Source organism: Roseivivax jejudonensis, from assembly GCF_900172265.1.
GTDB classification, from domain to species: Bacteria; Pseudomonadota; Alphaproteobacteria; order Rhodobacterales; family Rhodobacteraceae; genus Roseivivax; species Roseivivax jejudonensis.
Window position 1 is genome coordinate 651,604 of record NZ_FWFK01000001.1, and the last position, 12,872, is coordinate 664,475.

Annotated in this window: 13 protein-coding genes; 4 read left to right on the forward strand and 9 right to left on the reverse strand. The window is 68.8% G+C overall.

The annotated features are described in order from the left end of the window. The first annotated feature begins 4 nt into the window (after nucleotides 1-4). The 3 genes from ROJ8625_RS03240 (at nucleotide 5) to ROJ8625_RS03250 (ending at nucleotide 2,939) form a co-directional block, all read left to right on the forward strand. Nucleotides 5-574: a peroxidase-related enzyme gene (locus tag ROJ8625_RS03240; protein ID WP_085790390.1), complete on the forward strand. Its 570-nt coding sequence runs from the start codon at nucleotides 5-7 to the stop codon at nucleotides 572-574. Further along, the gene (locus ROJ8625_RS03245) at nucleotides 546-1,526 is read left to right on the forward strand and encodes an OmpA family protein (RefSeq protein ID WP_085790391.1); all 981 of its coding nucleotides are present in this window, start codon (nucleotides 546-548) and stop codon (nucleotides 1,524-1,526) included. The genes ROJ8625_RS03240 and ROJ8625_RS03245 overlap by 29 nt, the downstream gene beginning before the upstream one ends. 63 nt (nucleotides 1,527-1,589) lie before the next feature. Further along, nucleotides 1,590-2,939 (forward strand): aminotransferase class III-fold pyridoxal phosphate-dependent enzyme, encoded by a 1,350-nt coding sequence (locus ROJ8625_RS03250; RefSeq protein WP_085790392.1) that lies wholly within the window; start codon nucleotides 1,590-1,592, stop codon nucleotides 2,937-2,939. Between the two features lie 165 nt (nucleotides 2,940-3,104). Here ROJ8625_RS03250 and ROJ8625_RS03255 read toward each other — a convergent pair whose 3' ends face one another. From ROJ8625_RS03255 to ROJ8625_RS03270, 4 genes are all read right to left on the reverse strand, one after another. Further along, nucleotides 3,105-4,652 (reverse strand): alanine/glycine:cation symporter family protein, encoded by a 1,548-nt coding sequence (locus ROJ8625_RS03255; protein WP_085790393.1) that lies wholly within the window; start codon nucleotides 4,650-4,652, stop codon nucleotides 3,105-3,107. Nucleotides 4,653-4,678: 26 nt separating this feature from the next. Further along, the gene (locus ROJ8625_RS03260; protein WP_085790394.1) at nucleotides 4,679-5,113 is read right to left on the reverse strand and encodes a universal stress protein; all 435 of its coding nucleotides are present in this window, start codon (nucleotides 5,111-5,113) and stop codon (nucleotides 4,679-4,681) included. A 106-nt stretch (nucleotides 5,114-5,219) separates the two neighbouring features. Beyond that, a complete protein-coding gene (locus ROJ8625_RS03265) occupies nucleotides 5,220-5,948 on the reverse strand; it encodes a metallophosphoesterase family protein (RefSeq protein ID WP_085790395.1) in 729 nt (242 codons plus the stop codon). Nucleotides 5,949-5,964: 16 nt separating this feature from the next. Continuing rightward, complete coding sequence (locus tag ROJ8625_RS03270; protein ID WP_085790396.1) at nucleotides 5,965-7,311, reverse strand: amidase; 1,347 nt, start codon at nucleotides 7,309-7,311, stop codon at nucleotides 5,965-5,967. A gap of 50 nt (nucleotides 7,312-7,361) precedes the next feature. On the opposite strand from ROJ8625_RS03270, the gene ROJ8625_RS03275 reads away from it, so the two are divergent. Next, nucleotides 7,362-8,612 (forward strand): FAD-dependent oxidoreductase, encoded by a 1,251-nt coding sequence (locus ROJ8625_RS03275; protein WP_200813266.1) that lies wholly within the window; start codon nucleotides 7,362-7,364, stop codon nucleotides 8,610-8,612. Nucleotides 8,613-8,638: 26 nt separating this feature from the next. On the opposite strand, the gene ROJ8625_RS03280 is transcribed toward ROJ8625_RS03275, so the two are convergent. Genes ROJ8625_RS03280 through ROJ8625_RS03300 form a run of 5 tightly spaced genes read right to left on the reverse strand, consistent with a single transcriptional unit; the run spans nucleotide 8,639 to nucleotide 12,870 of the window. Beyond that, nucleotides 8,639-9,334: an RraA family protein gene (locus ROJ8625_RS03280; RefSeq protein ID WP_085790397.1), complete on the reverse strand. Its 696-nt coding sequence runs from the start codon at nucleotides 9,332-9,334 to the stop codon at nucleotides 8,639-8,641. Beyond that, nucleotides 9,331-10,026 carry an alpha/beta fold hydrolase gene (locus ROJ8625_RS03285; protein WP_085790398.1) on the reverse strand — a complete coding sequence of 232 codons (696 nt, stop codon included), beginning with the start codon at nucleotides 10,024-10,026 and terminating at the stop codon, nucleotides 9,331-9,333. Before ROJ8625_RS03285 ends, ROJ8625_RS03280 begins: the two co-directional genes overlap by 4 nt. Beyond that, nucleotides 10,023-11,144 (reverse strand): cobalamin-independent methionine synthase II family protein, encoded by a 1,122-nt coding sequence (locus ROJ8625_RS03290; RefSeq protein ID WP_085790399.1) that lies wholly within the window; start codon nucleotides 11,142-11,144, stop codon nucleotides 10,023-10,025. Before ROJ8625_RS03290 ends, ROJ8625_RS03285 begins: the two co-directional genes overlap by 4 nt. A gap of 40 nt (nucleotides 11,145-11,184) precedes the next feature. Then, on the reverse strand, nucleotides 11,185-11,835 hold the full coding sequence (locus ROJ8625_RS03295; protein ID WP_085790400.1) for an HAD family hydrolase: 651 nt from the start codon (nucleotides 11,833-11,835) through the stop codon (nucleotides 11,185-11,187). Nucleotides 11,836-11,886: 51 nt separating this feature from the next. Next, a complete protein-coding gene (locus ROJ8625_RS03300; RefSeq protein WP_085790779.1) occupies nucleotides 11,887-12,870 on the reverse strand; it encodes a cupin domain-containing protein in 984 nt (327 codons plus the stop codon). Between the last annotated feature and the right edge of the window lie 2 nt (nucleotides 12,871-12,872).

The window sequence follows — 12,872 nt, forward strand, 5'->3', positions numbered from 1 at the left end:
TGCCATGAGCGGGGACCGCCCCACCGCCCTCGACCTGCCGCCCGTCGATCCGCTTCCGCCCGAGACGCAGAAATACTTCGACATCTGCGTCGAGAAACTGGGCATGGTGCCGAACGTGCTGCGCGCCCACGCCTTCTCGATCGAGAAACTCAACGCCTTCACGGGGCTCTACAACGAGCTGATGCTGGCGGAGTCGGGGCTCACGAAGCTGGAGCGCGAGATGATCGCGGTCGTGGTTTCGAGCTGGAATCGCTGCTTTTACTGTCTCGTCGCGCATGGCGCGGCGGTCCGCCAACTGTCGGGCGATCCGGTCCTCGGCGAGCGGTTGGTGATGAACTGGCGCAGCGCCGACCTGGAGCCGCGCATCCATGCCATGCTCGCCTTCGCCGAGAAAATGACGCGCGCGTCGGCCGAGATCGTGGAGGCCGACAGGGAGGCATTGCGCGCGCAGGGCTTCAACGATCACGACATCTGGGACATCGCGAATGTCGCGGGCTTCTTCAACATGACCAACCGCGTGGCCAGCGCGACCGCCATGGTCCCGAATGACGATTACCACGCGCAGGCTCGCTAGCGCCGCGCTCCTGGCCTGCTGCCTCGTATCCCCGGCCGGGCCGGCCGCCGCGGTGGAGCTTCCCCTGCCCGCGGGCGCGCAGTTGACGATGGAGCAGAGCGATCCGGCGGCAACGTATCGCCTGCCGACGGCGCGCTGGGAGGATGGCACCCTTCCGGTCGAGCGGCTGGACGGCCGGGTGACCCGGCGCGCCTGGCGCGTCGGCGGACGGGCGCTGACGACGCTGCAGGTCCTCGCCCCGATCCGCGATGCGCTGGAGGAGGCGGGTTGGCAGGTCCTGCTCGATTGCGAAACCGAGGGCTGCGGCGGCTTCGACTTCCGTTTCTCGACCGAGGTTCTGCCCGCGCCCGAGATGTATGTCGACCTGACCGATTACCGCTTCCTGTCGGCGCGCGCGCCGGACGGGGATGCCGCGATCGGTCTGTTCGTCAGCGGCGACACCTCGGCCACCTGGCTGCAGGCAATCCGCGTGGTGGTCGATGATGCCGAGACAGATACCGAAAGCGCGCCGGCGCCGGTGCTCTCGGCCTCCGGCCCGCCGACCGCCACTGCCCCTGCTCCGACGCGGACGTCGGGCGACGTGATCGCGCGGCTCGAGGCCCGGGGTCACGCCGTGCTGGGCGACGTCGATTTTGCCAGCGGAGCCTCTGGCCTCGGCGATGGCGCGGTCGCGTCGCTCGACGCCATCGCCGGGTATCTCGAGGCCAATCCCGACCGCCGCGTGCTCTTCGTCGGGCACACCGATGCCACCGGATCCTTGGCCGCCAACGAGGCGCTTTCGCGCCGCCGCGCCGAGGCTGCCGCGGGCTACCTGCGGGACCGGCACGGCCTGCCGGCGGCGCGCGCCGCCGCCGAGGGGGCGGGATATCTCGCGCCCGTCGACTCCAACCTCACCGAGGCCGGGCGGCGCCGGAACCGGCGTGTGGAAGCCGTCCTGCTCCCGTCCGAGTGACCCCTTCCGTCGCCGCGCGAAAGGGCGTATCCACGCGGATCGAACGTTCGGCGGGAGCTGACCATGAAAGACGAGAACTTTCTCAAGGAAAACAATGCCCGGCACCTCTGGCACCCGATGGGCCACCCGGGCGAGGCACAGGCGAATCCCCCGAAGGTCATCACTTCGGCCGAAGGCGTGCGCATTACCGACATCGACGGGCACCAGACGATCGACGCTGTCGGCGGCCTTTGGTGCGTCAATCTCGGCTATTCCAACGCGACGGTAAAGGACGCCATCACCGATCAGCTGGCCCGCCTGCCCTACTACTCGGCGTTCGCGGGCACGTCGAACCCGACGGCCATCGAAGCCAGCCAGATGGTGCGTGAGTTCTTTGCCGAGGACGGCATGGCGCGCGTGTTCTTCACCTCCGGCGGGTCCGACAGCGTGGACGTGGCACTTCGCCTCGCCCGCCAGTACCACCGCCTGCGCGGAGAGCCGACACGGACCAAGTTCCTGTCGCTCAAGAAGGGCTATCACGGCACGCATTTCGGCGGTGCCAGCGTCAACGGCAATCCGCGCTTCCGCCATGCCTACGAACCGCTCTTGCCGGGCTGTGTGCACCTGCCGGCGCCCTACCCGTACCGCAATCCGTTCGACGAGACCGATCCCGCCGCCCTCGCGCAGCGCATCGCTGCCGTTGCAGAGGACGAGATCGCGTTCCAGGGCGCCGACACGATCGCCGCGTTCATCATGGAGCCGATCCTCGGTGCGGGCGGCGTGATCGTTCCGGATCCAAGCTTCATGCGGCTGATGCGCGACATCTGCGACCGGCACGGTATCCTGCTGATCTCCGACGAGGTCATCACCGGCTTCGGCCGCACCGGCGACTGGTCCGGCGCGCGCCATTGGGGCGTGCAGCCCGACATGATGACCCTCGCAAAGGGGATCACCTCGGGGTACTTCCCGGTCGGCGGGACCATGGTGAACGACAAGGTCGCCGAGGCCTTCGAAGGCGCCGATGCGGACGGGTCGATCTTCAGCGGCTACACCTACTCGGCGCATCCGGTCGGCGCGGCCGCTGTCGTGGCGACGCTCGAGGAAACTCTGCGGCAGGATCTCCGGACGAACGCGGCGGCGCGCGGAACGCAGCTCTACGAAGGGTGCCTGCGGCTGAAGGACAAGCACGACATCGTCGGCGACGTGCGCGGCGGCCACGGGCTGATGACGGCACTCGAGCTCGTGTCCGACCGTGACGCAAAGACCGCGGTGGACGCCGAGACGGTCAAACGGGTGCACCAGGCCGCCTACGAGGCCGGCGCGATGGTGCGGATGGGGCCGCCCAACCTGCTGATGTCGCCGCCGCTCACGATCTCGGAGGCCGAGATCGACGCGGTCCTGTCCGCACTCGATACGGGTCTCTCCGCAGCCTGACCACGGACGTGGCGGCCCCGGTCCCGTGCGCCGGCGAAGACATCCAACGAAGAACGCCGGACCGCTCGCGCGGCCCGGCGTTTTCTTTTGCGCGCCTGCACGAACCGTCACGGTGCGGCGGCAGACCCGAGGGGCAGGCATGGCGCCCGCCCCTCGCAACCGGTGTCACGAGAACTTCTTGATCTCGCCCGAGCGCAGCCGGCGAACGTAGTCGTCGAGCTCTCCACGCACGATCGGCATCAGGAAATAGAGCGCGATCACGTTGACCACCGCCATCGAGAACAGCATCGCGTCCGAGAAATCGATCACCGGACCGAGGCTCGCCGCCGCGCCGATGATGATGAAGAGGCAGAAGATCGTCTTGAAGATCAGCTCTTTCACCTTTCCCTCGCCGAAGATGTAGGTCCACGCCTTCAGGCCGTAATAAGACCACGACAGCATCGTCGAGAACGCGAACAGCACCACCGCGATCGCGAGAAGCGCGGGGAACCACGGCAGCACGCGCGCGTAGGCGGCGGACGTGAGCTCGACCCCCTGCACCTCGCCCTCGGTCGAGATGCGACCCGCCTCGGCGTTCCAGACGTAGAGCCCGGTTTCGGGATCGACGTTCAGCACCCCGGTGATGACAATGACGAGCGCGGTCATGGTGCAGATCACGACGGTGTCGATGAACGGCTCGAGCAGGGCGACGTAGCCCTCGGTCACCGGCTCCTTCGTCCGGACCGCCGAGTGCGCGATCGCGGCCGAGCCGATACCGGCCTCGTTGGAGAAGGCCGCACGCCGGAAGCCCTGAATCAGCGCGCCGGTAAAGCCGCCGGCCACCCCGAGCCCGGTGAACGCCCCCTGGAAGATCTGCCCGAAGGCCCAGAGGATCTCGTCGTAGTTCACGATCAGGATGATGATCGACACGATGACGTAGAACACGCCCATGAACGGCACGATCTTCTCGGTCACGCGGGCGATCGACTTCAGGCCGCCGGCGATCACTGCGAAAGTGACCACCGCGAGCGCCACCCCGGTGATCCATCCCGGGTAATCGCCGAGAACGCCGGCGAGCTGCGCATGCGCCTGGTTGGCCTGGAACATGTTGCCGCCGCCGAGGGCGCCGAGGATGGTGAAGATGCAGAACAGCACCGCCATGATCGGCCCGGCGGGCAGGCCGCGCTCCTTGAAGCCCTTGGTCATGTAGTACATCGGGCCGCCCGACACGGTCCCGTCCGGGTACTCGTTGCGATACTTCACGCCGAGCGTGCACTCCGTGAACTTCGTCGCCATGCCGAACAGGCCGGCGATGATCATCCAGAAGGTCGCACCCGGCCCGCCAATGCCCACGGCCACCGCGACGCCCGCGATGTTGCCGAGGCCCACCGTCCCCGACAGCGCGGTCGCCAGCGCCTGAAAGTGGCTGACCTCGCCCGCGTCGTTCGGGTCGGAGTAGTCCCCTTTCACCAGCCGGATCGAGTGCAGGAAGCCCTTGACCTGTATAAAGCCGAAATAGCCCGTGAAGATGAGCGCCGCGACCACTAGCCAGAGCGCGATCCAGGAGAAGTTCGTGCCGGGCAGATCGGCGAAGATGAGTGCGACGTACCAGCTCGTGTAGTCGGCGAAGATCTGGTTGATGGTGGCGTCGAGTCCGCCGCCGCCGTCTTGCGCCGACGCCGGGACGGCGCAGAGCAGGAATGCGGCCAACACCGCGAGGAATCGGGTGGTCATCGTGGAATCCTTTCGTGGAGGCCGCATCAGGGCACGATCGTGCAGGGCAACGTGGTGATCTGAACGAGCGACCCGGCGGTCGAGCCGAACATGCGCGCCGCGAGGCCGCCATTGCCGTCACGGCCAACGATGATCTGCGTCGCGCCCGCGTCCTTGGCGATCGAGAGCAGCATCTCGGCCGAATGGCCGTAGCGTATGACTGTCTCGATCTCGAGCCCGGTTGCGTCGAGCTTTTCGCGAACCGGCGAGATCACGTGCTTCTCGGCGCGCTGCAGCTCTTCCTTGCGGCGCACGTGCCGCTCCTCGACCTCTTCCTTCGTGAGAAAGGAATAGGGCGACCATTCGAGCACATGCGCGATCACGAGACCCGCGCCCTGGGCCTTGGCATTCGACACGGCGAAATCGAGCGCGCGTCGTCCCGCCGGCGAGCCGTCGTAGCCCACCACGAACTTTTCCGGCATAGTACCTCCCGATCCCTCTTTTTTGTTTCGATCGGGCCAGACTACTCGACGCGTGTGATTTCGCGAAACTCAATCGACGGGAGGTGTTGGATGCTCGGATCGCCGCTCAAGGATGAGGCGGATCGGGACGAAGAGGGACCCGCCCCGTTTCGGTCAGAAGCGCGACCTCGGCTCCATGCAGAATGGCGGCACAGAGGGGCCGGCCGAACCCGGCCCCGCCGTCGAGGTTGACCCGGTTGCCGCGATGAACCGGCCCTTCGGCGGCGGTGTGACCATGCACGACGAGCCGCCCGTGGTCGCGCGGATCCGACAGGAACGGCTCGCGGATCCAGACGAGATCGTCGGGATCCTGCGCCTCGAACGGAACTCCCGGCATGATCCCCGCATGCACGAAGATCTGCGCCGCGGTCTCGTGGCTGGGCGCGAGACCGGCGAGCCACTCCTGATGCGCGGGATCGACCTGCTCGCGCGCGATCGCACGCACTGCTGCGATGTCGGCGGATCGCGGGTCGATCCCGTAGGAGGCGAGCGTGGCGTCGCCGCCGAGGTTCGGTCCGAGCCAGTGCGCGGCCTCGGCATCGCTCATCCCGCGCGGATCGAGAAAATCGCGGAAGAACAGGTCGTGATTGCCGAGCAGAGAGATCCAGTCGCGGCCGCTTTCCTGTCCGGCACGCACCGTTTCGATCACGCGTCGGCTGTCCGGCCCACGATCCACGAGATCGCCGAGGAACACGACCGTCGCCCCGGCATCGGGATCGGCGTCGATCAGGCGTAGGACGCGGTCGAGTTCGTCCGCCTGTCCGTGAATGTCTCCGACTGCGAAGATCGGGTCCATCAGGCCCCCTGTCCGGTCAGTGAGTGGCACGCTCCGAAAGTGTCGCCTCCACGCCGCGCGCCAGATGCAAGAGCCGCGCCTCTTCGCCCGGACCGCCCATGAGCGATAGCCCGCAGCTTGGCGCGCCGGTCGGCAGCGTCACGGCGCACAGGCCCATCAGGTTGGCGACGCGGGTATTGCGCAGCGCCAGCAGGTTCTCCGTTACGTAGTACGGACCGTCTCCCATCAACCGTTCGATATCGGGAGGCATCGACGGCACGGTCGGACACAGCACCGCGTCGTATCCGCCCATGCGCGCCGCCCACTGGCGCCGCGCGGCTTCGAGCCGGCGCCATGCCGCGACATAGGCCGAGCCGGACACGTCCGCGCCGGCCTCGAACCGGGCGCGGATCGGCGCGAACATCTGCGTGCCGTTCGTTGCGATCTGCTCGCCCCAGATGCCGCAGGCCTCCGTCGTGTAGAGCGCCCCGGATTCGGCCATCGGCCCCTCGAGTTCCGGAGCGGCGACCTCTTCGACCTGTGCGCCGGCCGCGCGCAGCCTGTCGAGCGACTCGTGGTACGCGGAAGCCGGCTCGGCCCGCAGATCGTCGAGCACGCAGGTCGTGAGCGCGGCGAACCTGCGATCGGCGAGGCCAGGCATCGCACCGAGATCGGGCGGGAGGCGCCCCTCCAGCGCCGCGAGCACGAGAGCGCAATCCTCGACCGTGCGGCACAGCGGACCGACGGTGTCGAAGCGCTCGGCGAGCGGAACGAGGCCATCGCAGGACACACGGCCCGCCGTGGTCTTGAGCCCGGCCAGATCGTTCCACGCCGACGGCACGCGAACCGATCCGCCGGTGTCCGAACCGATGGCCGCCGCAGCCAATCCGAAGGCCACCGACGCCGCGGCACCGGACGACGAGCCGCCCGCGACCCTGTCGGGGTCGTGCACGTTGGGGGAGGTCGCGGTCTTGGGATTGAGGCCAAGGCCCGAAAACGCGAGCTCGGACATGTGGGTCTTGCCCAGACAGACCAGCCCCATCGCGGTGGCGGTGCGCAGGACCGCGGCGTCGCGGTCGGGCACGCGCCCGGCCAGCAGGCGCGACCCCGCCTCCGTCGCCACGCCGGCGCTGTCGAACAGGTCCTTCCAGCTGACGGGGACGCCGTCGAGCGGCGACAGGCGGGTGCCGGCGCGGGCCCGGCGGGCTGCGGCCCGGGCCTCGGCGCGGCCGCGCTCGGGCGTCGTGCGCGCGTAGATCCGGCCGGCGTGTGGATGCGCCTCGATCGCGCCGAGAAACGTTTCGTGCAGCTCGACCGGGTCGATCCGCCCGGCCCCGATCCCGCGGCCGAGATCCGCCGCGCTCAGCCATCGCCACTCGTCCATCGCCGGCCCTTTCGTGCTGCCGCTCACAAGGCGTAGCGGCGCGACGTCCCATGGACAATGCCGGCGGCACGGTCATATTCGCGGCCATGACCTTCGATACCGACATCGCCATTGTCGGCGGCGGCCTGAACGGCCTCGCTCTCGCGCTCGCGGTCGCGCGCGCGCCCCTCTCGGTCACGGTTATCGATGCCGGATCGCGCGCGGATCAGGCGGCGCCGGGTTTCGACGGGCGATCCTATGCGATGGCGAACGCGACGATCCGGCTGCTCGCCGCGCTGGAGGTGTGGGAACGGCTCGCGCCCGAGGCGCAGCCGATCCACGAGATCAAGGTCAGCGACGGGCGCGTCGCAGATGGCGCGGCGCTGCTCGGTCTGCATTTCTCCTCGGCCGAGATCGAGGAAGGCCCGATGGGCCACATGGTCGAGGACCGGCATCTGCGCCCCGCCCTGCTCGATGCCGTTGACGCCACGCACCGGATCACCCACCTGACCGGCGAAACCGTCACCGGACAGCGCACAGATGCGCACGGCGCCACCCTGACGCTCGCCTCCGGACAGGACATCCGCGCGCGGCTCGCCGTGGCGGCGGACGGCCGCCAGAGTAGGACCGCGGCCCGGGCCGGCATCGGGCGGACCGGCTGGAGCTACGGACAGACCGCGCTGGTCTGCGCCATCGCGCACGAACACCCGCATGGCGGTGTCGCACACCAGCTCTTCCTGCCGGCGGGGCCGCTGGCGATCCTGCCGCTCGCCGGGAATCGGTCGTCGATCGTCTGGACCGAACGCACCGGGCTGGCCGAGGAGATCGGCGCGTTGCCCGAGGCCGATTACCTGACGGTGCTGCGCCCGCGCTTCGGCGATTTCCTCGGGCGGCTCGAGCTGGCCGGGGCGCGCTACACCTATCCGCTGTCGCTGAGCCTCGCGAACGGCTTCGTCGCAGAGCGTCTCGCGCTTGTCGGGGATGCCGCGCACGGCGTGCATCCGATCGCGGGACAGGGCCTGAACGCCGGCCTCCGCGATGTCGCGGCGCTGGCGCAGGTGGTTCACGAGGCACGGCGCCGAGGCGAGGATATCGGCGCGGCGCCGGTCCTCGACCGCTATGCCCGGTGGCGGCGGTTCGACACCGCGGCACTCGCGACCGCGACAGACGTATTCAACCGTCTCTTCTCGACCGATGCACCGGGGCTGCGTGCGCTACGCGACATCGGCATGCAGGCGGTACAGTCGGTGCCGACACTGCGCCGCGCCTTTATCCGCGAGGCCGCCGGCCTGACCGGCGATCTTCCCGACCTGATGCGATGACCTGAAGCGCCGGCGGGCGGCGGACGTCAGGTCCGCGCCTTCTCGAACGCGGTCCACGCTGTCTCGAATGCCGTGAAGTCGAAGCCGGGCGCGCGCGCCGCGTCGAGCACGATCGCCTCCGTCGCGCGCATCTTCTCGATCGCGGCGCCGAGCGTCGGGATCACCGCATCGGGGATCACGACCGCCCCGTGCCGATCCGCGTGGACCCACTCGCCCGGCTCCACGGCGAGGCCGAACACCGTCACCGGCACGTCGATCGCGCGGACGTGCACGAAGGCGTGGCTCGGCCCGATGGACCCGGCGAGAACGGGAAACCCATCGGCCATGTCGCCGAGGTCGCGCATCACGCCATTGGTCAGAACGCCGCCCAGCCCGAAGCCCTTGTGCACGCAGGTGTTGATCTCGCCCCAGAAGGCGCCGACCGCCTCTGCACCGTCGAGATCCTCGATCACTGCCAGCGCCGGCCCGTCCGCCTCGGCCATGTAGCGATAATACGCCATGCGGCGCGTCCGCACCTCGTCGGCCGGTTCGGCCGGCGGCGTCGCGGCGGCGATCTGCGCCGTGCGGGCCCGGCCGACGATGGCGCCTGCCTCCGGCGCGCTCGACAGCAGCGTGCCGCGGGTGAAGCGGTCGAAGCCGCGCCGGCCTTCGGCCACCTCGATGGCGTTGCAGACGGTCGGCGTGTCGACCGAGCGCAGAAGCTCCAGAAGTTCGGGTGTCATGTGTCCTCCAGCCAGCGCATCATTGCGCGCGTCGTGACGTCCGGCGCCTCGAGCGTCGGCAGGTGCCCGGCACCCTCGACGATCTCGAGCCTGGATCCGGGCATCAGGTCGTTCATCCATTCATGCCGCGACACCGGGCACAGCCGGTCGTGCCGACCGCACAGAATCAGCGTGGGCATGTCGAGCGCGGCCAACGTTTCCTGACGGTCGGGCCGGTCGCGCAGCGCGATCGACTGACGACAGAAGACGTCCGGCCCGAGATCCAGCGCCATGTCCATGCACAGCGCGAGGATCGCCGCACGGCGCGGGCTTTCGGTGACATAGCGGGGCTTCAGCTCGTCGCGCATCACGTCGGCGAGGTGTCCGGCGCGCACCTTGGCCATCTGGCGGCCGCGCAGCGTGCGCACCTCCTGCGCTTCGGCGCAGGGGTTGGTGTCGAGGAGCGCCAGACCGGCAATCCGATCCGGCGCCAGATGGGCGATCTCCATCGCGACGATCCCGCCCATCGACAGTCCGGCGAGCGCGAAGCGCGGCGGTGCGTGCGCCAGCACGGCCGCGGCAAGCTCGGCCGTGCTTTCGTGACCTGAAATCGGCGCATGGTGCACGGCCCGGTGGCCCGACACGGCGGAGATCTGTGGCGCGAACAGGCGCGCGTCGCACATCATGCCGGGCAGGAGGACGAGCGGCGTCATGGCACCCGCCGGGCGCCCTCGGCAAGGGTCGCGAGCTTGGCCCAGGCAATCTCGGGGTCGACGGCGCCGAAGCCCGCGAACGTGCCGAACCCGCAATCGGACCCGGCGATCACCCGGTCGGACCCGACCAGATCGACGAACCGCGACAGGCGCTCGGCCACGAGGTCGGGATGCTCGACGAAGTTGGTCGTCGTGTCGACGCAGCCGGGCACGAGCACCTTGTCGTCGGGAATGTCGGCACGCCGATCGCGGAAGACCTGCCATTCGTGACCGTGCCGCGGGTTCGACGTCTCGAACAGAACGTAGCGGGCCGGCACCGACATGAGCATGTCGAAGACCTTGTCCATGCCGATGTCGCAGACATGCGGCCCCTCGTAGTTGCCCCAGCAGATGTGCAGGCGCACCCGGTCCTGCGGCACGTCCGCCAGCGCCGCGCGCAGTGCCTCGATATGCCCGGCCGCGATCTTGAGGAACGCCTCGTCGGACAGGTCGGCAAACAGCATGTGCCGCGACAGCGCGAGGTCGGGGCAATCGAGCTGCAGATCGAGGCCGGCGGCGACGATCGTCTCGTATTCCGTCTTCATCGCGTCGGAAAGTGCCGCAAGGTAGGCGTCGCGCGTCGGGTAGTGGTCGTTCTGCAGAAAGAGCGCGATCACCCCCGGCGACGCGGCATTCATGAACCCGCGGTCCGCGCCATGGGCGTCCATCGCCGCGCGCAGGTTGGCGATGTCGGAGTCCAGCTCGCCCTGCCCTTTTGAGCGCACCTCGCCGACGCACATCGGCCGGGCGTATTTCGGCGTGCCGCCGGACTTCGCGATCCGGTCGAGGAAGGTTGGGTAGAGCTTCAGGTCGGCCGGCGCGTTGCGCGGGCTGTCGCCCCCGAAGCCGGTATAGCGGTCCTTGACGTAGGTGGCGTAGCTGATCTTGGACATCTCGCCGTCGGACACGATGCCGATGCCCGCTTCGACCTGCCGTCGCACGGCGTCGGACACGGCATCGGTCATGCACGCGGCGAACGCCTCGGGGTCGTAGTCCTCGCCGCGCTCGCGCGCGAAGAGGAAGTCCACGACCTCCTGGCTGCGTGGCAGGCTGCCGACGTGGGTGGCATCTACGGGCATCGCGTCTCCTTTCCGCGGCGCCCGGTCGCTGTTCGCCCGGTCAGGCCGCCGTGAGGTCTTGCGGCAGGTACAGACGATCGAGCGTCAGGGCCGCGTGGTCGAAGGCAGCGGGATCGTGAAACGCCCCCGGAAAGGCGATGCACGTGATCCCGGCGGCGGCCGCGGCCGCCATGCCGTCTGGGTTGTCCTCCACCGCCAGCGCCTGCCGGTCGGAGAGGGAAAGCCGGGACAACGCCTCGGCGTAAACCGCTGGATCCGGTTTCGGCGCGAGCCCAGAGCTCTTGTCGAGAACAAGGTCGAAATCGTCGCGCGACAGGCCCGTCGCATCCAGTACCGCCTCCACGTTGTCGGGCGAGGTCGCCGTCACGAACGCGAGCGTCCAGCCGCGCGCACGCGCATCGGCCATCGCATCCGCGACGCCCGCGCGCAAAGGCACGCCCGCGTCCAGCTTCGACTGGAAAAGCGCGCTCTTGCGAGCGTGCAGCGCCTCGGCGTCCACGTCGGCACCTTTCTCCATGGCATAGGACTCGATCCGAGCCTTGCCCCCGGCATCCTTCAGCATCTCGCGATAGGCGGACTCGCTCCACTGCCAGTCGAGCCCGGCCTCCGCGAACGCCTCGTTGAAGGATTGCAGTTGCAGGTGCGACGTCTCGGCGAGCACGCCGATCGATCCGAGGAATAGGCCGGGCATGGACAGGTGTCTCCATTGTCGGGTGGAACCACATGGACAATGCCCCTCCGCTCACGCCGGTTCCGACCGGCCGCCTGTCCAGGTCGGGCCTGCCGGATCGTCCGTGCCGACCACGTGGTAGAGCGCCGCCTCCCCGGTCATCGACGGCATCGCGCTGTGATCGAGGTTTTCCGGCACGCTCATCGTGTCGCCGGGGGCGAGGATCGTCGATCCGCCGTCCCAGTCGATGCGCCAGTGGCCGAAGACCGGCATCAGAACAGAGGGCCTGTCGTGGCGATGCATCTTCTCCGTCGCCGAGGCGCGGGTGATCAGGTCGACCTCGAATCCCGGCTTGTCCGGCAGGCGACCGGACGCGCCGATCACCTTGGTCGGCCGCGGCGTCGCCATCGCAGCGATGTCGAGATAGCGTGCAACGTGACGCGGGATCACCTCGGCCGCGGACGGTTCGGGAAAGGCGTCGAGTTCGGCGTCGCTCAGCACCGGCATCGGTTTCACACCATCTGGCAGAGCTTGCCCTTTCTTGGTGTCGTAGAGCTTGCCGTTGTCGCCGAGGACGAGGCCGTGATCCTTCGCGTCCTCGATGACCTGCGGCGCCCAGACGACTCCGCCACCGGCATCGTCGCCGCCCAGGATCGCCATGATCATCCCGTAGTCGGTGCCGATGTTCTCGAACCCGCGGAAGATGCCGGTGGGGATGTTGAATATGTCGCCTTCCTCGAGGATCACGTGACCGGCATCCCCGTGACGCCCCCAGAAGAAGCGCCAGCGCCCCTTCAGCAAAAAAAAGACCTCGGCGGTGCGATGGGAATGCAGCGAGTTCCGGCAATAGGGCGGCTGGCCAGCCGCGCCGATGTTGAAGCCGTGCGGAATCTGGATGTGAACGTGCTGGTCCGCGGCCTCGGACACGCCGCCGCCGATGATCGTGAAGTTCTCCTTCTGGTTCGATCCGGGCGTGTGCGCGTCGATGAACGCGGTGCGGCACGGCACGAGCTCGCCGTAGCGGACGATGCGCGGGGCCATGTCTTCGGGGGTCATGT

What these genes read in the sequence shown, in the direction of transcription:
- ROJ8625_RS03240 (WP_085790390.1), top strand. Translation starts at nt 5, where the DNA reads ATGAGCGGGGACCGCCCCACCGCCCTCGACCTGCCGCCCGTCGATCCG.
- ROJ8625_RS03245 (WP_085790391.1), top strand. Translation starts at nt 546, where the DNA reads ATGACGATTACCACGCGCAGGCTCGCTAGCGCCGCGCTCCTGGCCTGC.
- ROJ8625_RS03250 (WP_085790392.1), top strand. Translation starts at nt 1,590, where the DNA reads ATGAAAGACGAGAACTTTCTCAAGGAAAACAATGCCCGGCACCTCTGG.
- ROJ8625_RS03255 (WP_085790393.1), bottom strand. Translation starts at nt 4,652, where the DNA reads ATGACCACCCGATTCCTCGCGGTGTTGGCCGCATTCCTGCTCTGCGCC.
- ROJ8625_RS03260 (WP_085790394.1), bottom strand. Translation starts at nt 5,113, where the DNA reads ATGCCGGAAAAGTTCGTGGTGGGCTACGACGGCTCGCCGGCGGGACGA.
- ROJ8625_RS03265 (WP_085790395.1), bottom strand. Translation starts at nt 5,948, where the DNA reads ATGGACCCGATCTTCGCAGTCGGAGACATTCACGGACAGGCGGACGAA.
- ROJ8625_RS03270 (WP_085790396.1), bottom strand. Translation starts at nt 7,311, where the DNA reads ATGGACGAGTGGCGATGGCTGAGCGCGGCGGATCTCGGCCGCGGGATC.
- ROJ8625_RS03275 (WP_200813266.1), top strand. Translation starts at nt 7,362, where the DNA reads ATGGACAATGCCGGCGGCACGGTCATATTCGCGGCCATGACCTTCGAT.
- ROJ8625_RS03280 (WP_085790397.1), bottom strand. Translation starts at nt 9,334, where the DNA reads ATGACACCCGAACTTCTGGAGCTTCTGCGCTCGGTCGACACGCCGACC.
- ROJ8625_RS03285 (WP_085790398.1), bottom strand. Translation starts at nt 10,026, where the DNA reads ATGACGCCGCTCGTCCTCCTGCCCGGCATGATGTGCGACGCGCGCCTG.
- ROJ8625_RS03290 (WP_085790399.1), bottom strand. Translation starts at nt 11,144, where the DNA reads ATGCCCGTAGATGCCACCCACGTCGGCAGCCTGCCACGCAGCCAGGAG.
- ROJ8625_RS03295 (WP_085790400.1), bottom strand. Translation starts at nt 11,835, where the DNA reads ATGCCCGGCCTATTCCTCGGATCGATCGGCGTGCTCGCCGAGACGTCG.
- ROJ8625_RS03300 (WP_085790779.1), bottom strand. Translation starts at nt 12,870, where the DNA reads ATGACCCCCGAAGACATGGCCCCGCGCATCGTCCGCTACGGCGAGCTC.